Below are 20341 nucleotides of genomic sequence, written 5' to 3'. Positions count from 1 at the left end.
CCGGTGGGAGAGGCGGACATGCCCGCATTTGTCGCAGCGCACGAGGCGAAGCCGGGCATCGAGTGCCACAGGTGACGGCTCGAGAAAGGTCGCCGACGTGCCGGGTCCACAGAGGGTACAGTCCGTCGGAGCTAGGGCGGCTTTCGCACTGGCCTCGAGTCTCACCTCGGGGAGATCCGGAATGACGACCGGGACGACTCTTCCGCGGAAGAAGGGCAACTTCGGCAGAATATGCCGTGCTGCCCGTCGCAACTGGCTATAGGCCCTAAGCATCATCAATAAAATTACTATAAGTCAGCGCGCCCGGCCGAGGCATGGTGGCGGCCACCGGCCTCGCCCAACCCTTGCCGGTCATTGAGCTGACCGGCCGGGGAATCGCCCCACGACGGAGAGGGAGCCGCCTTTGGCCAGGATTCTCGTTTTGTACGAAGCAGCTACCAGATCCGCGAGGTGAACCGCCAACGGGTGCGCTCGCTCCAGGAGTTCGAGCGCATCACCCGCGACGTGAAGGAGGGCGATCGCGTCACCGTGCTCCTTCAGCGCGGCGCCCAGGCCCTCTACGTCGCGTTCACGGTGGCGCGGGGCTAGTCGGGAGCTCGGATTCACTGCCGCGTTCCGATCTCGATGCGCCCGGGCTCGATGCGGACCGAGGCCACCGTGACGAGCGCGGGCAGGCGTCGAAGGGCAAGGGTGGGGTCGAACTGCCTCATGATCCAGCCCGCAAGGAGATCGGGGATCGGGATCCCGGAGACGCGCACGCGGTCAACCATGAGCGCGAGGGGGCGATCCCCGGGCGAGGGATCAAGCCTGACGCGCGCGGTGATCGCGGGGCCGAGCCGGGTCACCCGCACGTCGGCAACGCCGTCTCCGAGGCTGACCTCTACCCCGACCCCGGCCGGCTGACCCCGCAGGAGCTGGTCGAGATCGGCCTGGGTCACGACCGCGTGCTCGAGCCGGAGCGTGCTGACATCCAGCACCTCGAGCTCGCCCGTCTCCAGGAGCCGACGGGAGTTGAATACGAGACCCTCCACGGCGACCCGGACTTCACGAATGGTGAGCGGCGAACGGTCGTGCAGGGCCAGATCCCCCACCGTGGCACTCTCGGCCGTCACCAGCACGTGCTCCACCTCACCTCGCAGTATGCCGTCCGGACGGTAGTCGAGCGCCACCTGGAGCCCCTTCGGATCGCGTAGGTAGGCGCGGAGCAACGAGGCCGGCGCCCCGGCCAGCGGCGCGGCGACGCGCGTGGGCGGAATGCGGCGTCGGTGGAGGCTTGCGACGCTGCCGTCCGGCAGGTCATAGCGGCCGATCATCGGAAAGACTTCGGCCAAGTAGGGGTCCGCGCCTTCCACGGCGTGGGTGATCTGCTCGAGCCGCGGAGCCGTCCATGGGGGCCCTTGGGACCCCGTCTTCACGATGACGAAGTCCACGCCGAAGGGCGGTCCTCGCCACGCGCGGACCATCCGGAAGGGAAGTCCCAGGCGCGCGGCTTCGTAGCTGAAATTCGAGAGGGAGAAGAATTCGTGATTGGGCACAATCGCCACGGTCACCGGCGTCTTGCCGCTTTCGCGCTCGATGTCCCCGAGGATTCGCGCGTGCGGCCAGTCGGCGGGCTCGGGGCGCCGGACGAACACCATCGGGAGACCGGTTCCGGGGAGGAGAGGCGGCGCGGGCAGCGCGAAGGCCGTCATGGACACCTGGAGCCCGCCCAGCGCGACGCACGCCCATGTCACGCCGTGGCGCAGCACCGGACGCAGACTGCGGGCTCCCGCCGCGGCCACCAAGGCCGCGGCGGGAAGAATCGGCAGGGTGTAGCGAAGGTTCTTGTTCTGAATCACGGTGAAGACGACGAGCGGTCCCAGGGCGGCGAGCCAGAGGAAGGCGCGGGCTGCGCGCTCCCGCTTGAGCGCCCAGAGGCCCCAGAGAAACAGGGCAACCGCCAGCAGGCCAAACTGGGTCGGAAACATCGTCGGGTAGTACAGAAGCCCTTCCGCGGAGAACGTCGGGGATTTCTGCTCGATGACCGCGTTCTTGAAGGAGCGGTTCATCACCTGCAGCGGCAAGCCGAGGAGCCGCGGTCCGTACCATGGCAGCGCCAGTGCCGTGGCGGCCCCCAGCGCGGCGGCGAAGCGCCCGACCCACGCCAGGTGCCCTCTCTCGGACGAAACCGTCGCGGTCTTCCAGATGACACAGAGGAGCGGCGGCAGCAGATACACTGCGAACGGCGGCTTCGTGAGCAGACCAATGCCCGCGACGATGCCGGCAGCCAGCGACCAGCCGGTCCGCGAGAAGCCCTCGGTTCGCGCCAGCACGTACAAGCAGCACGCCACCATCCCGGTCAGCGGGAGATCCAGCTGGAAGTTCGTCAGGGAGAAGATCACGAATGGCGCCGTCGCGAGCAGAAAAGCCGCGAGCAGCCCGGCTGCGGTGTCCAGCAGGTACCGCCCGAGGAGAAAGACACTCACCGCACCGAGGCCGAGGAACCCCAACATCACGACCTGAGCGGTGAGCGGCGACACCGGAAACAGGAAGTAGAGCAGACCCGCCGCGCAGGGGGCCATGGGGGGATAGAAGGCGGTCGCGTCCAGGATCTCGCGGAGCCGATCGTGACCGGGCTGCGTCAGGATCTGGTAGCAGTGGAGGGCCCGCTCCAGATGATTGGCATAGTCCCACTCGGGCGGTCGCCGGTCGATGGAGGTCCAGACAGTCACGACGAGTCCGAGCCCGGCTATCAGCGAGGCGAGCAGGAGCCACGGATGCCGGCTCATCGGGAAGCCCGGGTGACGCCCCACAAGGTCATGGCATTCGCAGTGATGGCCTCGCGCGATTATAGGGCCACGATGCGCCGCACCCGCGAGTCACCGGCCCCATGACCCAGCCCGTTTTTCCTTGACCTCCCACTGGTCGCGACGTTCAATTTATGAACGCCGGTGAAGCCGCTCGAGGAGGGTGGGACAACCCGATGAAAGTGCCGCTGCTCGATCTCAAGGCGCAGTACGCGACGATCCGGGACGAGATGCGCGAGGCCGTCGACCGGGTCCTCGAGGCCCAGCAATTCATCATGGGGCCGGAGGTGGCGGCGCTCGAGAAGGCGGTGGCCGACTACGTCGGGGCGCGACACGGGATCGGAATGTCCTCGGGCACGGACGCGCTCCTCGCCGCACTCATGGCCTATGACGTGGGCCCCGGTGACCGGGTCATCACCCCGGCCTACTCTTTCTTCGCCACCGCCGGCGTCATCGCCCGGCTCCACGCGGTGCCGGTGCTCGTGGACGTCGACGCGGCCAGCTACAATCTGAGCCCGTCCTCGCTCGAGCGGGTCTGGGACCGCCTCGACCGCAGCGTCCAGCCACGGGTGAAGGCGATCGTCCCCGTGCACCTCTATGGCCAGTGTGCCGACATGGCCCGCATCCTCGAGGTCGGCGACAGAATCCACGGTCCCGTCGTCGAAGACGCTGCCCAGTCCATCGGCACGATCTTCCGAGATGGTCGGTTCGCCGGCACCCTCGGGACCATGGGCTGCTTTTCCTTCTTCCCCTCGAAGAACCTGGGCGGGATCGGGGATGGCGGCATGGTCGTCACCAGCGACGACGGGCTGGCCGAGCGGCTGCGGCTGCTGCGTAACCACGGCGCCAAGGCGAAGTACTACCACAAGATCGTCGGCGGCAACTTCCGGCTCGACACCATCCAGGCCGCGGCGTTGCTCGTCAAGCTCCGCCACCTGGACGCCTGGCACGAGGCCCGCCAGAAGCACGCCGATCTCTACCGGGAGCTGTTCCGGCAAGCGGGGCTCGCCGGCACGGTGGGCCTGCCCGAGGTCGTGGATCCCACGCCGGGGGTTCGGTCCCACATCTACAACCAGTTCGTCATCCGTACGCCGAAACGAGATGCGCTGCGGGAGTTCCTCACCGCGCAAGGGATCGGCACCGAGGTCTACTATCCGGTGCCCTTCCACCTGCAGGAGTGCTTCCGGGACCTGGGGCACAAGGCGGGCGACTTCCCCGAGTCGGAGCGGGCCGCACATGAGACCTTGGCGCTGCCCGTGTATCCGGAGCTGGCGCCGACGCAACAGGCATACGTCGTGGAGCAGATCGCTGCGTTCCACAAGGTCGGGTAGGGCGGTACGGCGTGCGTCACGCGCCCCCCGCGGGCTTCGTGACGATATAGGTCCGGCTCTCGATCGCGGTGGACGCCATCGTGTCCGCGCGGACCTCGAGGACCCGGGCCCCCGTGGCGCTCAAACGATCCCGCACCTCCTGCTCGGCCAGTGCCGTCATCCTCATCGGAAACAGGCCCAGACGGTGGTAGAGGACGCGCGGACCGAGTCCGAAGCTTCTCAGGATGGCGTAGAGCCGGCGCCGCGGCTGCAGGCGTCGTCGTAACGGGATATGGCTCGGGATCTGACACACGAGCAGCCCACCCGGCGCGAGGACCCGGGCAAAGTCGGCGAGATAGCCAACGATGGCGGCCCGAGTGGGGAGATGCTGCAGCACGAGGACGCTGTAGATCAGGTCGAAGTGGTCGTCCGGGAACATCCGAAGATCGGGATGTCCGTTGACGACGAACTCGCAATTGGGAAACGCCGCGTTGAGCTTCCTGGCGGTGGCGACCATGGGCGCCGAGACGTCGACGCCGACGGAGCGTCGGAAGTGGGTCGCCAGCGCGCGGGTCAGCCGGCCGACACCGCAGCCGAAGTCGAGCGCGCGCTCGCGCCGAGCCGGGTAGCCCAGGCGCTGCATCTCCGCCTCCAGGCGTGCGATCTCTTCCGCTCCGGTACGGAAGAATTCGTCCAGATCCCACCGACCGAAACGGCGCTCCGGGTACGCGAGAATGGCCCAGTATGGATCGAGCTCACCGAGGTCTTCCCAGTCGCGCTGATGCCGCCGGAGCGACGGATTCACGAGGCGGCATTCAGGAGGCGGCCGCCCCGTCCAGGACGGCGAGCACCTGGCGCGCGGCGCGCTCCCATGAGAAGGTCGCGGCCCTCGCGAGACCTCGGCCGATCAGTTCCTTGCGTAACCGATCCTGAGTGAGCAGACACGAGATGGCATCCGCGAGGGCGCTCGTGTCCCCGGGGTCGACGAGCAGTCCCGCGTCGCCCACGACCTCCGGCATCGCGGAGGTGTTCCCGACGACCACGGGGGTGCCGCAGGCCATCGCCTCGAGCGCAGGCAGGCCGAACCCCTCCGCGAGCGACGGCATCGCGAGGAGGCGGGCCCCTCGGTAGAGAGTCGGCAGCTTCCACTGATCCACGTATGGCAACATCTCCAGCGGGCTCCCGGCGCTCTCGGCCAGCCGGCGGAGCTCCGCGACGCGCGCGGGCCTTCCGCTGCCGGCGATGACGAGCCGCACGGGGGTATCACGGGCGACGCGGGCCACGGCCTCGACGAGCCGAGGCAAGTTCTTGTGTGGCAGGAGGCTGCCGACGTAGAGCACGTAGGGCACGCCGCCGTCATCGTTGGCCGGGCCGGCGGGCACATACTTGGCGGCGTCGTAGCCATTGAGAACGACGTGGACGCGGTCCGGGCTCAAGCCATACGCGGCGATCACGTCACGCCTCGTCGCCTCGGAGACGGCGATGACGGCGCGTGACCCGCGCAGGGCAGCGGGGACCAGTCGGCGGAAGTAGAACTGCTGGCGAGGATACTGACTCGGGAAGGCGAGCGGGATCAGGTCATGAACCACGCTGACCTGGGGTACCCGACAACCCAGTATCGCTTCCGGCAGCGCGTTGAGCAGCGCGCCCGGCCGGTCCACGCGCACTCGGGCTCGCAAGGCGGTCTGAGTCCACAAGAGCCGAGCCCCATGGCCCCGCAGACCCCGCTCTGGCCTCGTCAGCTGCGATGTCCGGCGAACCGTCGCCCGCAGACCCGAGAGCGCCTCAGGGCACGAGGTGTAGACGATCAGGCCCTCCCGGAGCGAATCGAGCGCCCGAACGAGGCCAAGGGCGTAGTGGCCCAGCCCGGTCGGGACGGACCCCAGGATCGAAGCGTTCACGGCGACACGAGGCTGTAGAGTCATCGCTCGGAAGAAGCCCTCGAGATCCGATCCGGGCCATGGACTACCCGGATTGAGCTTGGAGGGGCAGCATAGAGCATGAGAGAAAGAAAAGCCAGATTCCATGACCATGAGGCCACCGCTACGCCGCGCCGTCTTCGGGGCGTTCGTCCTCGGCCTCGGCCTCTCCATCACGCTGTCCCAGTCGGCATTGGTCCTGCTGACGCTCCTGTGGCTCTGGCGCCTCCGCGAGCCCGAGGCGCGCGCGGCGGCGCGCTGGCCGCTCTGGCAACCCATTCTCGCGTTCAGCGCGGTGAGCCTGGTCTCGGCGCTCGCCTCCGGCCATCCCCTCACCGCCTTGGGTGCGAGCAAGGGGCTCCTACTGGTCGCCGCCCTGTACGTGACCGCCGACGTACTATCCGGGCCCGCGGACGGCCACCGGTTTCTCTCCGCTCTGCTCGTGGTGGTGACGGTCGCGGCGGCCCTCGGGCTCGTGCAGACTGTCGTGTGCCCCGGGCAGGCCGCCGACTACGGCTCCCCGGCATGGCTCTATCACCGCTGCTCCCGCGCCCGTGGGTTCTTCAGCATCTACATGACCCTGGCCGGCGTGCTGAGCCTGGTTCTCCTGGCCAGCTTGCCTCGGCTGCTACCAGGCGCTGCGCTTCCCCGCTGGCCGACGCTGCCTTGGCTGGTCTCACTCGTCGGCTTGCTGGCGACCTACACACGCGGCGCCTGGATGGGATTCGCGGCGGGCGTGCTCTCCTTGGTTCCCATGACCCGCAAGGGGCGGTGGCTCCTCCTCGGAGGTCTCATCGTGCTCGCGCTCACCGCACTGGCCGGCCCCCAACACCTGCGCCAACGCTTCATGACGATGGGCGATCCCGACGATCCTACGGTGAAGGAGCGGGTCTACATGTGGCGCAGCGGGCTCGCGATGTGGCGCCAGCACCCGGTGCTCGGGCTGGGCCCCGGGGGCGTCAAGCGTGAATACGCGGGCTACGCCCTGCCGGAGGCCGTCAAGAAGCGCACGGGACACCTGCACAACACCCCGCTGCAAATCCTGGTAGAGCGGGGGCTGCTGGGTCTGGCGGCATGGCTCTGGATCTGGGCCGCGTTCATCGCCCGGAGCCTCAGCCTGCTGCGGCGGCTACCCGACGAGGCGCCGCGTGAGCGCGCGCTCGTGGTCGGAAGCCTGGCCGCGATCGTGGGCTTTCTCGTCGCCGGTCTCTCCGAGTACAACTTCGGCGACTCGGAGGTCGTGATGGTCGCCTGGGCCCTGATGGCGCTGCCGTGGGTGGCCAGCCAGGCGTTGCGTGTCCACACCAGGTAGTCCCCCGTAGCGCGCGAGCCGGCCCTCCCGGCAGGCATTCCGCTCGTCTGCTACACTCAGTTCGAGGCGGCGCCCACCGGGCCTCGCAGGGATGGGCGCCGCTTGCTCGTCTAACCACATGGAATTCAAGGACTACTACAAGATACTCGGCGTGGAGCGGTCGGCCGACGACAAGGTCATCAAGACCGCCTACCGGAAGCTCGCCCGGAAGTACCACCCCGATGTCGCCAAGGACAAGTCGAGCGTCGGCCGCTTCCAGGAGGTCAACGAGGCGTACGAGGTCTTGTCCGACCCGGAGAAGCGACGCCGCTACGACACGCTCGGACCCGACTGGGAGCGGCAGGCGGCGCAGGGCGCCGGCGCGGCGGGGCGCACCACCTGGGGACCGCAGGGCGAGGTCCGGTTCGAGACCGAAGGCGACCTCGGCGGGTTCTCGGACTTCTTCCAGAGCATCTTCGGCGATCTCGGCCGCCGCGCGGGCGGCCGAAGCGGGCGCGTGCGTGACTTCCGCCGTGGCGGGTTCGCGAACATCGACTTCGGCGACCTGGGCGATCTCGGCGACGGGCGCTCCACGGAGGCGCCGCAGGCGGGCGGCGACGCCGAGGCCGCCATCGAGCTCACGCTCGAGGAGGCATTCAGCGGCGTCCGCAAGCCGATCGCCCTCGAGATGGACGAGGTGTGCCCGACCTGCGGCGGCGCCGGGCACGTCGGCGGCAAGCCCTGCGAGACCTGCCGCGGGAGCGGGTGGAAGAAGACGCAGCGGCGGCTCGAGGTGAAGATCCCCGCCGGCGTGGACACGGGGGCGCGGGTGCGCGTGGCCGGTGAGGGCATGGCGGGCACCGGGGGCAAGAAGGGCGACCTCTACCTCCGCGTGACCGTGAAGGCCGACCCGCGCTTCGAGCGCAAGGGCGATCATCTCTACGTGGATCTGCCGGTGCCGTTCGCGGACGCCGCGCTGGGCGGGGAGATGCAGGTGCCGACGCTCAAGGGCGGGGTGTCGATGAAGATCCCGCCGGAGACGTCGACGGGCCGCGTGTTCCGGATCCCCGGCTACGGAATGCCGCGTCTCAAGGGCGGCGGTCAGGGCGATCAGTACGTGCGGGTGCAGGTGACGATCCCTTCGGGGCTCACCGCCAAGGAGAAGGAGCTGTTGGCGGAGCTGAAGAAGCTTCGGCCGGAGAGGACATGAGATGCGGTTCGACAAGCTGACGGTGAAGGCACAGGAAGCAGTCCAGGCGGCGCAGTCGCTGGCCGACCAGGGGAACCAGCAGTCGCTGGAGCCCGAGCATCTGCTCCTCGCCCTCGTGGAGCAGCAAGAAGGCGTGGTGGGGCCGCTGCTCGCAAAGCTCGGCGCGCGGCCCGAGATCATCACGCGCGAGATCAAGGCCGAGCTCGCCCGGCTGCCCAAGGTGAGCGGGGCCGGGCGCCAGTACATCGGCCCGCGCCTCGAGAAGGCGCTCAACGTGGCATGGGACGAGGCGCAGCGCCTGAAGGACGAGTACTGCTCGACCGAGCACCTGCTCATCGGCATCGCCCAGGACAAGTCCGGGCCTGCCGCCCGCATCCTCGCCGCGCAGGGGGTGACGCCGGAGTCCATCTACCGCGCGCTCGTCGAGGTGCGCGGGACCCAGCGCGTGACCGACGTGAATCCCGAGGAGAAGTACCAGGCGCTCCAACGCTACTCGAAGGACCTCACCGAGCTGGCCCGCACCGGCAAGCTCGACCCCGTCATCGGGCGCGACGAAGAAATCCGTCGGGTCATCCAGGTGCTCTCCCGCCGTACCAAGAACAACCCCGTCCTCATCGGCGAGCCCGGCGTGGGCAAGACCGCCATCGTGGAAGGCCTCGCCCAGCGCATCGTCGCCGGCGACGTGCCGGAGAGCCTCAAGAACAAGCGGCTCGTCGCCCTCGACATCGGGTCGATGGTCGCGGGCTCCAAGTACCGCGGGGAGTTCGAGGACCGCTTGAAGGCGGTGCTGCGCGAGATCACCGAGTCGAGCGGCGAGATCATCTGCTTCATCGACGAGCTCCACACCCTGGTGGGGGCGGGCGCCGCGGAAGGCGCGGTGGACGCGGCCAACATGCTCAAGCCGGCGCTGGCCCGGGGCGAGCTCCGCTGCGTGGGCGCGACCACGCTCGACGAGTACCGCAAGCACATCGAGAAGGACCCCGCGCTCGAGCGCCGCTTCCAGCCGGTGATGGTGAAGGAGCCGTCCGTCGAGGACACCATTGCGATCCTGCGCGGCCTCAAGGAGAAGTACGAGCTCCACCACAAGGTGAAGATCAAGGACGCCGCCCTCGTCGCCGCGGCGGTGCTGTCCCACCGCTACATCGCCGACCGCTTCCTGCCCGACAAGGCCATCGACCTCATCGACGAGGCGGCCTCGCGGCTGCGCATGGAGATCGACTCCGTGCCGCAGGAGATCGACGAGATCCAGCGCCGCATCATGCAGCTCGGCATCGAGCGGGTGTCGGTGGCGCGCGAGAGCGACGCGGTGTCCCAAGAGCGGCTCGCCCGCATCGACGCGGAGCTGGCCGAGCTCAAGGAGAAGCTCGACGCCCTGAAGGTCCGCTGGGGCGCGGAGAAGGAAGCCATCCTCGCCATCGCGAAGATCAAGGAGGAGATGGACGCGGCCCGGCAGGGCATGGCGGAGGCGGAGCGCCGGGGCGATCTCCAGAAGGCGGCCGAGCTGCGCTACGGCACCCTGCATCAGCTCGAGCAGCGGGTGGAGGCGGAGAACGCGCGGCTCGAGGAGCTGCGCAAGCACGGCCGCATGCTGAAGGAGGAAGTCGACGAGGAGGACATCGCCCAGACGGTGGCGAAGTGGACGGGCATTCCCGTCTCGCGCCTCCTCGAGGCCGAGGTCCAGAAGCTCGTGAAGATGGAGGAGCGGCTGTCCCAGCGGGTGATCGGGCAGCGGGAGGCCATCGTGGCGGTGTCGAACGCGGTGCGGCGGGCGCGATCCGGCCTCTCCGATCCCAACCGCCCCATCGGCTCGTTCCTCTTCCTCGGCCCCACCGGCGTGGGCAAGACCGAGCTGGCGCGGGCGCTCGCCCAGTTCCTGTTCGACGACGAGCGCGCAATGATCCGCATCGACATGTCGGAATACATGGAAAAGCACACGGTGGCCCGGCTCATCGGCGCGCCCCCGGGCTACGTGGGCTACGACGAGGGCGGCCAGCTCACCGAGGCGGTGCGGCGGCGCCCCTACTCGGTGATCCTCTTCGACGAGATCGAGAAGGCGCACGGTGACGTGTTCAACGTGCTCCTCCAGGTGCTCGACGACGGACGCCTCACCGACGGCCAGGGGCGCACGGTGGACTTCCGCAACACCGTGGTGATCATGACCTCCAACCTCGGGAGCCACCTCTTCATCGAGGGGGACCCGGCCGACAAGGTGCGCGCGCGCATCATGCAGACGCTCCGCGAGTCACTGCGGCCGGAATTCCTGAACCGCATCGACGAGATCGTGATCTTCCATCCGCTGGGCCGGGAGGAGATCGCCGAGATCGTGAAGATCCAGCTCGCCCGGCTGCGCGAGCGGCTGACGCAGCGGCGCATCACGCTCGAGCTCACGCCCGCGGCGGAAGACCTCCTGGCACGGGAGGGTTACGATCCGACCTACGGGGCGCGGCCGCTCAAGCGGTCTATCCAGCGGCTGATCCAGGATCCGCTGGCCCTGGCCCTCCTCAACGGCGAGTACCACGACGGCGACACCATCGTGGTGGGCGCCCAGGGCGGGCGCATCCTGTTCGAGAAGCGCGTCGAGGCCCACGCCGTCTAGAACACTCGGGTCCGAGTTCGATTCCGCTCCTCCGAACCCCGACCTCCCACCCTCTCCCCCCAGGGGAGAGGGTCAGGGGGAGGGGTCCCGAATCCGCTGGTCTCGCTGCCTCGTCTGAAGGCATGATCCTCGGGGAGGAGCTATGACCGCGACGCGGACCCGGATTCACTACGGCTGGATCGTCCTGGGCGCCGTCTTCCTCATCATGCTGACCGCGTCGGGGCTGCGCGCCATGCTCGGCGTGTTCATCAAGCCCATGGAAGCCGAATTCGGCTGGGACCGCTCGGCCATGTCGCAGGTCGCGGCGATCTCCCTGCTCCTCGTGGGCGCGATGGGGCCCTTCGTGGGCTGGCTGGCCGACCGCTGGGGGCCCCGCAACGTCATGGCGCTCTTCCTCGCCATCCTGGCGGTGGGCGCGATCCTGTCCTCGAGAATCACCAATCTCTGGCAGATCACGCTGACCGCGGGCGTGATCATGGCCGTGGGCGCCGGTGGCATGGGCATGGCCACCGCGTCCACCATCGCCGCGCGGTGGTTCGTGGCACGGCGCGGCCTCGTCATCGGCATCCTGGGCGCCGGGATGTCGGCAGGCCAGCTCGTGGTCATCCCGACCGCGGTGTGGATGACCACGCACTACGGCTGGCGGTCGGCGTTCCTCTGGCTGGGCGGCCTCGTCTTCCTCACCGCCATTCCCCTCGCGCTCCTGTTCGTCCGCGACGACCCCAAGCTCGAGGGCATGGCCGCGTACGGCGCGGAGAAGGGCAGCTCGCAGGGGGGCGCCGCCCCGGCGCCCGCGGAGGCGCGCATCGCGGTGAGCGAGGCGATGACGTATCCGGCGTTCTGGCTCCTCGCCGGCACGTTCTTCATCTGCGGCTATACCTCGAACGGCATGGTGCTCACCCATCTCGTGCCCCACGCGGCCGAGCACGGGTTCTCGGAAATGCACGCCGCGCAGGCCCTCGGCGTGATGGGCGCGATGACCATGCTGGGCACCATCATGTCCGGCTGGATCTGCGACCGCTTCGGCCGCAAGGGGCCGCTGGCCTTTTACTACGGCGTGCGCGGGCTATCGCTCATCTTCTTGCTGTATGTCTGGAACGTGCCGTCGCTCCACCTCTTCGCCGCCATCTTCGGGCTCAACTACATCTCCACGGTGCCGCCCACCACCACGCTCACCGCCAACATCTTCGGCCGCTTCTCGGTCGGCGTGCTCTCGGGCTGGATCTACTTCGCGCACCAGGTGGGCTCGGCGCTCGGCGCGGCGACGGGAGGGTGGATCTTCGACTACACCGGCTCCTACTCGTGGGCGTTCATCTCCTCGGCGATCCTGGCCTTCGTCGCCTCCGGCCTCTCGCTGATCATCAAGGAGGAGAACGTGGCGAAGACGCCGACCCCGAGCCCGGCGCCCGCGGGAGTCGCCGTCCCCGCGGCCTAGTCGAAGTGCACGGCGAGCCAGACGGTGGGGCGCGCCGGATCCGTCCACTCGACGCGATGCCGCGCGTGCGCGGGGATGCGCAGCCAGTCGCCGGGGGCGAGCGTCCGCTCCCGCGGCTCACTTTCGAAGCGCAGCCGCGCGGCGCCCGCGAGCAGGGCCACCCACTCGTCGCGCCCGCCGTCGTACCACTGGCCCGGCGGAGTCGCCTGCCCCGTGGAGACGATGCGCTCGATTCGGATTCCTGGCGCCTGAACAAGCGCGTCGATCACCTCGTCCCGGGACGCGCCGGGCAGCGCGGCGAAAAGGTTGCCGCCCGTCACGGCGTCAGGCGCTCGATGAGCCCGCGGTGCTGGGGAAAGCGGGCGATGAGCTCGTCGCGGCGGGCGAGCTCGAGCTCGGCGAAGTCGAAGCCCGGGGCCACCGTGCAGCCGACCAGCGCGTAGGCGTCCGGTCGCTCGAGGACCGCGCCGAACCAGTGTCCGGCGGGCACCACGTGCTGGAACACCTGCCCCGCCTCCGCGCCGGGCCCCAGCACGGCGCGACCGGCGGCGCCATCGGGTGCGATCGACTCGATCACCAGCGGCCCGCCGGCGTGGAAGTGCCACAGCTCGTCCGAGCGGAGCCGATGCAGCCGAGACACCTGGCGCCCTTCGAGGAGAAAGTAGATCGCGGTGGCGAAGGCCCGCGCGCCCGCGAAGCGCGCGGGCAGATGCGCGGAGGCGATGGTCTCCTCGGCGCGGTAGGTCTCGCGGAAGAACCCGCCCTCGGGATGCGGCGTGAGGCCGAGAAGCTCGATCCAGCGCGCGGCGTCGGGGTGCACGCGCGCGGGGGGCGTGCTACCAGCCGATGGCGTGCGCGCCGCGCCGGGGATCGGCGCCGCCCAGGCGGGCGCCGTCGCCCCCCACCATGACCGCGCACACCGCGCCTGCGCGCCAGTCCCACTCCGGCCAGTCGCTGACCTTGTGGCCCAGCGCGGCCAGTGCCTGCCGCGTCTCCGCGGGCACCCGCTTCTCGACCTCGACCACGCCCGGGGCGTTGGGGTGCGGCCAGAAGGAGTCGGGGAACGAGCGCGTGGCGAGCCGCGGCGCCTCGATGGCCCGCTGGAGCGGCATCCCGTGGGCGGTGACGTTCAGGAACACCTGAAGCATGGCCTGCTGCTGCACGTCGCCGCCCGGAGTGCCGAACGCCATGAAGAGACGCCCGTTCTTGAACGCCATCGACGGCGCGGGCGTGAGCCGCGGCCGCTTGCCGGGCGCGACCTCGCTCGGATGCCCGGGCACGAGCCAGCCTTGCGAGCCCCGCGGGGACACGACACAGCCCACGCCGGGAATCACCGGCGAGTCCACGCACGGATCGCTGGGCGTCGAGGAGAAGGCGTTCCCCTCCTCGTCCACCACCGCCACGTACGAGGTATCGAGGGCGGCGCTCACGCCCGTGGGGACGGGCGGCGTGCGCATCGTGCCGTTCTTGGCCGGGGCGAGCCCGTAGGGGTCGCCGGCGGGCGGCATCTCGGGCCACGCGCGGTCCTCGTGAATGAGGCCGCGGCGCGCCTTCGCGTACACCTTGGAGAGGAGGCCGTCCATCGGCACCTTCACGTGCTTCGGGTCGCCGTAGTAGGCCTCGCGGTCGGCGAAGGCCAGCTTCATCGCCTCGAGCATCACGTGCAGCGCCCGCGGCGTGTTGTGCCCGAGCGCGGTGAAGTCGTACGCCTCGAGGAGATTCAGCATCTGCAGCAGCACCGGCCCCTGGCAGGAGAAGCCGCAGGCCGCCACCTCGTAGCCGTGGAACGCGGTGCGGAGCGCGGGCGCCACCTCGACGTGGAAGCCGGCAAGGTCCTCGTAGCGGAGGAGCCCGCCCTCCTTCTCGTGATAGGCGGCGATGCGCCGGGCGATCGCCCCCTTGTAGAAGGCGTCGCGCGCGGCGCGGAGCGCCTTCACGCGGCCCTGGCGCTTCGCCCGCGCCTCGGCGTCCATCATGGTCTTGATGGTGCCGGCCAGCTCGCGCTGGACCAGGATCTGGCCCGGAGCGGGCGCCTTGCCGCCCGGCAGATAGAGCTCGGCGGAGGACTTCCAGCGCGCCATCTTGTCCGCGCTGCGCGCGAACATCGCGGCGCTGAACGTGGACACCGGATAGCCGTGCTTGGCGCACTCGTAGCTGGGGGCGGCGATCTCGGCGAAGCTCTTGGTACCCCAGCGCGCGAGCGCGGTGCACCAGGCGTCGGGCGTCGCCGGCACCACCGTCCGCAGGAGCCCCGCGGGGATCTCGCCGCCGCACTGACTCCGATAGAATTCGGACGAAGCCAGGCGCGGGTACGGGCCGACGCCGCTCACCTCGTAGGTCTTCTTCGAGCGCGCGATGTGGACGAGCGTGGGACCGACTCCGGCGAAGCTCACCATGTCCGGGTGCACGGTGCCGAGCATCATGCCCGCCGCCGCGCCCGCGTCGATGGCGTTGCCACCCGCCTCGAGGATGCGCGCGGCCGCCTGGGCGGCCAGCGGGTGCCCCGCTGCCACCATCCAGCGGCGGCCCATCACCTGGTTCATGAGTCCGGAGGCGCCCGCTCCCTGCTTCTGGCTCTGCACCGAGTCGAGGCTCATGACGGCATGGTAACATAGCGTCATGTCGACGTTCCCGCTGATCGGCGTCAGCACATCCATCACCGTCGGCACCTCACCCGAGCGCGCGTACGTGAACTCGACGTACCTCGATGCGATTCAGCAGGCGGGCGGCGTGCCCCTGCCCCTGCCCCCGCAGATCTCCAGCCGCTCGTGGAAGCGGCTGGCCGCGGGGCTCGACGGCCTGCTCCTCACCGGCGGCGGCGACATCGATCCTGCGCTGTTCGGCGAGGCCCCGCACCCGAAGCTCTACGACGTGGCGCCGATCCGCGACACCTTCGAGGCCAATGCCGCGCGCTGGGCCCTCGAGCATCGAATTCCTCTCCTGTGTATCTGTCGTGGGATCCAGGTGCTCAACGTGGCGCTGGGGGGGAGCCTCTATCAGGACGTCGGCACGGAGCCCGGCACTCCGCTCACTCACAGCCAGAAGGAGCCGCGCGATCAGCCCACCCATAAGGTGAAGGTCGCGCCGGGGAGCCGGCTCGCCGACGTGATGGGCGCCGAGGAAGTCGACGTCAACAGCATGCATCATCAGGCGCTCAAGGCCCTGGGCCGCGGCCTCGTCGCCACGGCGTGGGCGCCCGATCAGCTCGTGGAAGGCGTGGAGATGCCCGAACAGCCGAGCGTCCTGGGAGTCCAGTGGCATCCCGAGGAGCTGATCGGCCACTCGGACGCCGCGCGCCGCCTCTTCGCCGCCCTCGTGACGAACGCCCGCAGGTAACACGCCGCGCGCCTCGCCCCGGCCCGGGGCTCCGGAGGATTCCATGCCCAAGACCCGCGGTACCGGTCTCCTGATGCTGTGGACGGACGTGGACGCCGCGCACGAGGCGGAGTTCAACCGCTGGTACAACGAAGAGCATCTGCATCACCTGCTGAAAGTCCCCGGCTTCCTTTCCGCGGGACGCTACGAGGCGATCTCGGGCGGACCCAAGTACCTCGCGATGTACGAGCTGGAGGACGTGAGCGCGCTGCGCACCTCCGCGTTCCTCGATGAGGTGCGCTTCCGCCCCTCGCCGTGGCGGACCAAGGCCTCGGGCGGCCACGTCGGCCGCAACTATCTGGTCCAGGGCTACCGCCAGATCTTCCCCGCGCGCACCAATCCCCTCGAGCTGACGATGGGCCCGTCGCCGTATCTCCAGATGGGCCGCATGGACATCCCCGCGGCGTTCGAGGAAGAGTGGAACGCCTGGTACAACAGCGTGTACGTCCCCGACTACCTGGGCGTCCCGGGAGTCATCCGCGCGCGCCGCTACATGGTGGTGGACGGCCAGCCCAAGTACCTCACCGTCTATGAGTTCGAGCGGGCCGACGTGCCGAAGAGCGAGGCGTGGAACCGCGTCCGCGACCTCAATCCCTGGACGCATCGCATCCGGCCGTTCATGCGGCTCGATGCGGGCTCGCCGGCGGTGTTCAAGCGCATCTACCCGGACCCGGTGTAGGAGGCGCGGCGTGCGCGGGCTGCGGACAGCCGGCCTCGCCCTCCTCACCGCCTTCGTGCTGCTCGGCCAGGCGAGCGCCGCGGATCCCGCGCGGAAGCCCGCCACGTATGAGGAGCGCGCCGGCCTCCTCGTCACCCCGATCACCGCGCTGCCGTCCGAGGCGCCGGCGACGAAGGAGCTCACGCCGCCCGGCTTCCGCGATGCCAATGCCGTGTGGGGCTCCACCGGACGCGGTCTCGACGGCCACATCTGGTACGGCGTCTCGGCGAGCGCCTCGCGCATGAGCGCGCATCTCATGGAGTACGACCCCGAGACCGACACGTGGAAGGACTGGGGCGGCGTGCTCGACCGGCTGCGCGAAGCCAACGTGCTGCGCCAGGGCGAGGGACAGATCAAGATTCACTCGCGCATCGTCACCGCGGAGGACGGCTGGATCTACTTCGCGTCCACCGACGAGGATGGCGAGGTCGAGGACGGGAGCGCGCCACCCCAGTGGGGCGGCCATCTCTGGCGGCTCGATCCCGACTCCGGCGTCTGGCAGCACCTCATCACCACGACCCAGGGGCTGGTGGCGTTGAGCGGCGTGGGTCGCTACGTCTACGTGCTGGGGTACTGGGGGCACGTGCTGATCCAGTTTGACACGGTTGCGGGCACGTTCAAGGGCGTGTCCGTGGGGTCGGTGCGTGGGCACGTCTCGCGCAACTTCGTCTCGGACGCCAACGGCCACGCCTACGTGCCGCGCGTTGCGCAGAGCGGCAACAAGATCACCGCCGCGCTGGTGGAGTACGACGCCGGCCTCCGCGAGGTGGCGGCGACGCCGCTCGAGTACTATGTGCGCCAGGGCTCCATAAACGAGAACCACGGCATCACGGGCCTCGCCTACTTCAGCGACGGGCGTCTGGCCTTCAGCACGCACCGCGGCCACGTCTACCTGATCGAGCCGCGCGCCGACGGGCCCGCCAAGGTCACCGCGCTGGGCTGGTTCCATCCGAGCGGCGAGCGGTACGCTCCGTCGCTCTTCGCGGTGGATGGCAAGCGCTTTCTCGCCGGCGTGACCCAGCGCGGCCAGCGCTTCGAGTGGGTGACCTTCGACACGCAGACGAAGAAGTCGGTCGCCTACCCGGTCGACACCAAGGGCCACAAGGACGTGCTGCTCTACGGCTCGATGGCCCGGGACAACGCGGGCCGCTTCTACCTCGGTGGCTGGGCGTCGAATGGCAAGGGCGGCCAGCGCCCGCTCCTGCTGCAGGTCACGCCGGCGCCCTGACACGCCCGCGGCGCGACTCTCTCACGGGCGCCTCGCGCCGATGACCGCCACGTGGAACCGGGTGAAGCGGTCACCCCAGCTCGGCACGTCCGGCAAGAAGCGAACGTCGGCGAAGCCGACGGCTTCCAGCGCCGCCTTCCATTGCGTCGGCAGCAGGAAGCCTGCGGGAGGCTGGCCGGGCGCGTCGGGGCGCCGCGACCGGAAGGTCGCCATCAGATTGAAGATGAACTCCGGAGTGAGCGGCTGCCCGGGCAAGATTCGGACGCACTCGGACATGATGAGGCGCCCGCCTGGTTCGAGCACGCGGAGGATCTCGCCGAGCGTGAACGCGAGATCATGCGCTACATGGAGCGTGTTGACGGCGAAGACGACGGACTGACTGCCCGGCGCCACTCCCTGCCCCTCGAACCCACGGTCCATGTCCAGGAGCGCGAACTGGAGCGCGGGCAGACGGGGGAACCGCGACTGCAGCGTCTGCTGCCCGCGCCGGAGAAACGCGGGGACGAGCTCCGTGAAGCGATACTCCCGGATCGCGGGGAGACGGCCCCCTTCTTCGAGCCGCTCGAGGACCGCACAGGCGGCGCTCGCCAGCCCGCCCCCCAGCTCCAGGATCGCCGGCGCGGACGAGGGTAGCCACTCCTCGACGGCGATGGCGGCGAGACGGTTGTTCACGGAGTAGAGACCGTGGGCATTGGAGAAGTAGTCGATCCACAGGCGGAATCGCGCGGGGGAGAAGAGGACGGCCTCGCCGCTGATCTCGCCGCGCAGGAAGCGCACGTAGTCTCGCGCCACCGTCTCCGCGAGAGTGTAGGAGGGAAGCCACGATCGATCGAGCTCGGCCTGCGCCTCGCGGATCGGGTCGGGATCGAGGGCGGGGAGCGGCTCGCGACTCCGCCGCCACCGGGCCCCGGCGGCGTCGGTCATCTCCTCGAGAAGCTGCCGCGCGGCGAGCTGATGGAGAATCCACTCGAGCGGGACGAGGGCGTGCTTGGGGTCGAAGCCTGCGCGGGACGCGATCTCCGCGCTGGTGCCGGTCTCGCGCGTGACGGCCTCCAGCCCGGCGCGCTGGAAGACACCGAGCGCGAGCCGGTAGACGAACTCGTCGTAGAGGTCCCAGGAGCGGAGGAACGCGCCGTCGAAGAGGGGACGCAGCGAGGCGGGAAGGGCCTGCTGAAGCCCCGCGGCGAGGGCGGCTGTCTCGGTGAGTGCGATCGCGGAAGGGCCCATGTCACGTTCCGATCTGTCGTGAGTTGATGAAGTCGACGAGAGCGCCAACCGACTTGAAATGGGGCGCCAGGTCTTCTTGATCGTCGATCATGACGCCACACCGCTCCTCGATCCCCATCGCCAGCTCGATGAAGTCCAGCGAGTCCAGCCCCAGCGATTCCTCGATCCCCTTGGGCAAGGCAGTGTCGAAGGTGACCGCGGCGGCCCGGGTGGGGTCGAACTTCAACCGCTCCACCAGGAGGGCCTTGATTGCGTCCAGAATCTCTTGGGGCTTCACGAAAGGTCCCGTTGGTCAGTCACGGAGAGGATTCCAGATGTCGAAGAAGTTGAACCACTGCGTCGGGTGCAGCCGCACGGTCTCCTCGAGAAGCTCCACCCAGGCGCGGAGGGCGTCCTCTTCGCCTCCCGCGCGGACGGTGAGCGGCTCCGGCATGGTGACCGTGTAGCGATAGTCGGGACCCATCATGCAGAACGCGGGAGCGAGCGGAACCCGGAGGGCGCGCGCCAAGATGAACGGTCCCAGGGGAAATGGCGCCGGGCGCCCGAAGAACGGCACGAGGGCATCCCCACGGGTACCCAGGGCACGGTCCCCCTGCACCGCGACCACCTCACCCCGCCGAAGCGCCGCGACCAGCTGGAGCGAGACGGTCGGCGCCGTGCGAGGTACGAACCGTACGCCATCGCCATCGCGGCGCACCCAGCGCTCGAGCGCCTGGAGTTCCTCCGGGGCCACCACCACGTGGGTCGCTCGCGCCGAGCGGAGGGCGAGGAGGCGGCCGGCCATTTCCCAGTTGCCGACATGCGCAGTCAGCGAGATCATGCCGCCCTTGAGCTCGTCGAGCCGCTCGGTGCTGCGCGCCCGGCTCACGTGCGCGCTCAGCCGCGCCGGAGGCTGACGGTTGGTGGTGACGAGGTCGCTGAAGCACATGGCGAAATCGCGGAAGACGCCGACGGTCAGCGCGTCCAACCGCGCGCCCGTCGCCCCCGTCATCACGTCGAGGGTGTCGCGGATGACGGCACACTCGGCCGGGAAGAGCCGCCGCGCGGCCCTTCCAACCGCCCGCGCGAGCCCGAGCCGGGCGGGACGGGGCAGCCAGCCCATCGAGGCGGCGATTCGGTAGAGCTCGGCGCGATTGTACGCGTGCGAATGCCAGCGCGGGATGGCGCGGCCACTCGTGTCGGTGCGGGTGAGTGACGCCGCGAGGGATCTGTCCGTCATGGTGGGGTTCCGACCACGATACTATAC

Annotated in this window: 18 protein-coding genes; 9 read left to right on the top strand and 9 right to left on the bottom strand. The window is 69.5% G+C overall.

What is annotated here, in order from left to right; genetic code table 11:
• Nucleotides 1-450 precede the first annotated feature (450 nt).
• Nucleotides 451-588, top strand: a complete 138-nt coding sequence (locus tag VFX14_19765; GenBank protein ID HEU5191933.1) for a hypothetical protein — start codon at nucleotides 451-453, stop codon at nucleotides 586-588.
• A 14-nt stretch (nucleotides 589-602) separates the two neighbouring features.
• Here the strand turns inward: VFX14_19765 and VFX14_19760 are convergent, their stop codons facing one another.
• Entirely contained in the window at nucleotides 603-2768 is a 2166-nt protein-coding gene (locus VFX14_19760) for an LmeA family phospholipid-binding protein (protein HEU5191932.1), read from the bottom strand.
• Between the two features lie 194 nt (nucleotides 2769-2962).
• On the opposite strand from VFX14_19760, the gene VFX14_19755 reads away from it, so the two are divergent.
• Complete coding sequence (locus tag VFX14_19755; protein ID HEU5191931.1) at nucleotides 2963-4117, top strand: DegT/DnrJ/EryC1/StrS family aminotransferase; 1155 nt, start codon at nucleotides 2963-2965, stop codon at nucleotides 4115-4117.
• A 16-nt stretch (nucleotides 4118-4133) separates the two neighbouring features.
• On the opposite strand, the gene VFX14_19750 is transcribed toward VFX14_19755, so the two are convergent.
• Together VFX14_19750 and VFX14_19745 are read right to left on the bottom strand one after the other, a co-directional pair.
• A complete protein-coding gene (locus VFX14_19750; protein ID HEU5191930.1) occupies nucleotides 4134-4901 on the bottom strand; it encodes a methyltransferase domain-containing protein in 768 nt (255 codons plus the stop codon).
• Between the two features lie 10 nt (nucleotides 4902-4911).
• The gene (locus tag VFX14_19745; GenBank protein ID HEU5191929.1) at nucleotides 4912-6021 is read right to left on the bottom strand and encodes a glycosyltransferase family 1 protein; all 1110 of its coding nucleotides are present in this window, start codon (nucleotides 6019-6021) and stop codon (nucleotides 4912-4914) included.
• A gap of 100 nt (nucleotides 6022-6121) precedes the next feature.
• Here VFX14_19745 and VFX14_19740 point away from each other — a divergent pair, with 100 nt between their 5' ends.
• The 4 genes from VFX14_19740 to VFX14_19725 all read left to right on the top strand — a co-directional run bounded on the left by VFX14_19740 (nucleotide 6122) and on the right by VFX14_19725 (nucleotide 12547).
• Complete coding sequence (locus tag VFX14_19740) at nucleotides 6122-7327, top strand: O-antigen ligase family protein (protein ID HEU5191928.1); 1206 nt, start codon at nucleotides 6122-6124, stop codon at nucleotides 7325-7327.
• Between the two features lie 118 nt (nucleotides 7328-7445).
• Nucleotides 7446-8516, top strand: a complete 1071-nt coding sequence (locus tag VFX14_19735; protein ID HEU5191927.1) for a DnaJ C-terminal domain-containing protein — start codon at nucleotides 7446-7448, stop codon at nucleotides 8514-8516.
• A 1-nt stretch (nucleotide 8517) separates the two neighbouring features.
• Complete coding sequence (clpB, locus tag VFX14_19730; protein ID HEU5191926.1) at nucleotides 8518-11112, top strand: ATP-dependent chaperone ClpB; 2595 nt, start codon at nucleotides 8518-8520, stop codon at nucleotides 11110-11112.
• A gap of 142 nt (nucleotides 11113-11254) precedes the next feature.
• Nucleotides 11255-12547 (top strand): MFS transporter, encoded by a 1293-nt coding sequence (locus VFX14_19725; GenBank protein ID HEU5191925.1) that lies wholly within the window; start codon nucleotides 11255-11257, stop codon nucleotides 12545-12547.
• Here the strand turns inward: VFX14_19725 and VFX14_19720 are convergent.
• The 3 genes from VFX14_19720 to VFX14_19710 are packed head-to-tail and all read right to left on the bottom strand — an operon-like array spanning nucleotide 12544 to nucleotide 15204.
• Nucleotides 12544-12867, bottom strand: a complete 324-nt coding sequence (locus VFX14_19720; GenBank protein ID HEU5191924.1) for a cupin domain-containing protein — start codon at nucleotides 12865-12867, stop codon at nucleotides 12544-12546. The two genes, VFX14_19725 and VFX14_19720, sit on opposite strands and share 4 nt — an antisense overlap.
• Nucleotides 12864-13367, bottom strand: coding sequence for a cupin domain-containing protein (locus tag VFX14_19715; protein ID HEU5191923.1), 504 nt, complete (start codon nucleotides 13365-13367; stop codon nucleotides 12864-12866). Before VFX14_19715 ends, VFX14_19720 begins: the two co-directional genes overlap by 4 nt.
• Before the next feature lie 16 nt (nucleotides 13368-13383).
• Nucleotides 13384-15204 (bottom strand): gamma-glutamyltransferase family protein, encoded by a 1821-nt coding sequence (locus VFX14_19710; GenBank protein ID HEU5191922.1) that lies wholly within the window; start codon nucleotides 15202-15204, stop codon nucleotides 13384-13386.
• Between VFX14_19710 and VFX14_19705 the strand changes: the two genes are divergently transcribed.
• Genes VFX14_19705 through VFX14_19695 form a run of 3 tightly spaced genes read left to right on the top strand, consistent with a single transcriptional unit; the run spans nucleotide 15167 to nucleotide 17868 of the window.
• The gene (locus VFX14_19705) at nucleotides 15167-15883 is read left to right on the top strand and encodes a gamma-glutamyl-gamma-aminobutyrate hydrolase family protein (protein HEU5191921.1); all 717 of its coding nucleotides are present in this window, start codon (nucleotides 15167-15169) and stop codon (nucleotides 15881-15883) included. The two genes, VFX14_19710 and VFX14_19705, sit on opposite strands and share 38 nt — an antisense overlap.
• 43 nt (nucleotides 15884-15926) lie before the next feature.
• Nucleotides 15927-16601, top strand: a complete 675-nt coding sequence (locus tag VFX14_19700) for a hypothetical protein (protein ID HEU5191920.1) — start codon at nucleotides 15927-15929, stop codon at nucleotides 16599-16601.
• A 10-nt stretch (nucleotides 16602-16611) separates the two neighbouring features.
• Nucleotides 16612-17868, top strand: coding sequence for a hypothetical protein (locus VFX14_19695; protein ID HEU5191919.1), 1257 nt, complete (start codon nucleotides 16612-16614; stop codon nucleotides 17866-17868).
• A gap of 21 nt (nucleotides 17869-17889) precedes the next feature.
• On the opposite strand, the gene VFX14_19690 is transcribed toward VFX14_19695, so the two are convergent.
• Genes VFX14_19690 through VFX14_19680 form a run of 3 tightly spaced genes read right to left on the bottom strand, consistent with a single transcriptional unit; the run spans nucleotide 17890 to nucleotide 20314 of the window.
• Nucleotides 17890-19095 carry a class I SAM-dependent methyltransferase gene (locus VFX14_19690; protein HEU5191918.1) on the bottom strand — a complete coding sequence of 402 codons (1206 nt, stop codon included), beginning with the start codon at nucleotides 19093-19095 and terminating at the stop codon, nucleotides 17890-17892.
• Between the two features lies 1 nt (nucleotide 19096).
• On the bottom strand, nucleotides 19097-19372 hold the full coding sequence (locus VFX14_19685) for a phosphopantetheine-binding protein (GenBank protein ID HEU5191917.1): 276 nt from the start codon (nucleotides 19370-19372) through the stop codon (nucleotides 19097-19099).
• A gap of 15 nt (nucleotides 19373-19387) precedes the next feature.
• Nucleotides 19388-20314 carry a lysophospholipid acyltransferase family protein gene (locus VFX14_19680; GenBank protein HEU5191916.1) on the bottom strand — a complete coding sequence of 309 codons (927 nt, stop codon included), beginning with the start codon at nucleotides 20312-20314 and terminating at the stop codon, nucleotides 19388-19390.
• Nucleotides 20315-20341: the final 27 nt, after the last annotated feature.

The organism is Candidatus Methylomirabilota bacterium, assembly GCA_035764725.1.
GTDB lineage: Bacteria > Methylomirabilota > Methylomirabilia > Rokubacteriales > CSP1-6 > DASRWT01.
This window is presented reverse-complemented; position numbering and strand designations above follow the sequence as displayed.